Origin of the sequence: Halomonas sp. IOP_31, from assembly GCF_021151495.1 — a bacterium.
GTDB lineage: Bacteria > Pseudomonadota > Gammaproteobacteria > Pseudomonadales > Halomonadaceae > Modicisalibacter > Modicisalibacter zincidurans.
Genome location: NZ_JAIRBP010000081.1, coordinates 1 through 1,415, shown reverse-complemented (window position 1 = coordinate 1,415; position 1,415 = coordinate 1). Strand labels below are relative to the sequence as shown.

At 59.1% G+C, this 1,415-nt stretch carries 1 protein-coding gene; it reads right to left on the bottom strand.

The annotated features are described in order from the left end of the window. Nucleotides 1–190: 190 nt before the first annotated feature. The gene (locus K7I12_RS17380) at nucleotides 191–1,348 is read right to left on the bottom strand and encodes an IS701 family transposase (RefSeq protein ID WP_231664809.1); all 1,158 of its coding nucleotides are present in this window, start codon (nucleotides 1,346–1,348) and stop codon (nucleotides 191–193) included. Between the last annotated feature and the right edge of the window lie 67 nt (nucleotides 1,349–1,415).

Below are 1,415 nucleotides of genomic sequence, written 5' to 3'. Positions count from 1 at the left end.
TAGTACTACAGTCGTAACTACAGCCGTGATCGTTCATGCATTGCCATCCGGGCTTGCTGCTGCCGACAGTGGCACTGCCAAGCCCGGTACTGGTGCTTTCGTCGCCAGTCCGACCAATGAAGCACATGGGACAGGGCCTGTTGTCCTTGCCATAGACATCTCCCGATTAGTCGCCTGAGCTCGGAGAGTGTCAACTGAATCCTGTCGGTACGAGTTTTTTTTGCTGGTGACTCGCTTGCCGTATCGCCACCAGCAAGGCGTGGGCGAGCAGCGACAAAGTAATGTGGCGATGCCAACTGGCCCAGCGCCTCACCTCATACTCATCCAGACCGCATTCCCCCTTGGCCGTCTGAAAACCCTGCTCGATTTTCCAGCGCTGACCCGCGACTCGAACCAGCGTCTCTATCGATACCCAGTCCCTGGGCGCGTGGACCACATAATAGGCCAACTCATCCGGTGTCGAGAGGCTGCGTCGGATCAGAAGATAATGGCCCCAGCGGCGTGCCTCTTCCGTAGGCTGCAGCCTTGTCAGCGGCGTCAACGCCCAGTCGTACCTGCGTTCGCCCTTGCTGCCTGAGCCAGCGGATAGGGTCTGCCATGCGTCATCCGGCAGTGCCGCCGCGATCTCGTCGGCTCGCGTGTACTGGAAACTCTTCCACCACAAGGGTTCGTTGCAAGCCACTTCTAAAACAAAGGGTTGTGAGCGATCCTCCAGCCACAGACGCAGGCTGCGGTTACCGCCATAGACGCTATCCCCCGTCACCCAGGCGGCCGGTATGTCCTGATCCATCGCGCGCTCCAGCATCCGGCGAGCGAGCTCGGGTTTGCTGGCAAATTCGACGTCATCAGGGATGCCCGCACGCCGACAACGCTCGCGGTCCTGTGTCCAGGATTTGGGCAAGTACAGGGCGCGATCCAGGAAGGCATGCCCTGCCGGGCTAGCGTAGAGAAGAAAGACCCCGATCTGACTATTTTCGATACGGCCGGCGGTGCCACTGTACTGGCGTTGCACGCCGGCCGAGTGCTGGCCTTTCTTGATAAAGCCGGTCTCGTCCAGGACCAGGACACCCTCAGGCGAGCCCAGCGTATCGATGACCCATTGGCGGAGAATATCGCGTGCTGCGTCCGCATCCCAGCGGGCACGATCCAACAGGTACTGCACCCCATCTGGGGTGGCATCCTCGAGCCACTCGGCAAGATGCCAGCTATTCTTACGTTCGCACTGACTGAGCAGACCCTGGAGGTAGCGTAGTGCGCGATCGCGCGTTTCCGAACGCGGAAAGAGCGGGCCTAACCGATCTGCCAGGTCATCCAACAATGCTGAGACAGAGAGATCCAGTTCTTGCATCCTTCACCCTGTGATCGCTTCCATATCAACCACATGCATTGTAGCTTATTCAGTTACGACTGTAGTA

Bases quoted from the DNA above. Each gene is read 5' to 3' on its own strand.
- K7I12_RS17380 (WP_231664809.1), bottom strand. From the start codon at position 1,348: ATGCAAGAACTGGATCTCTCTGTCTCAGCATTGTTGGATGACCTGGCA.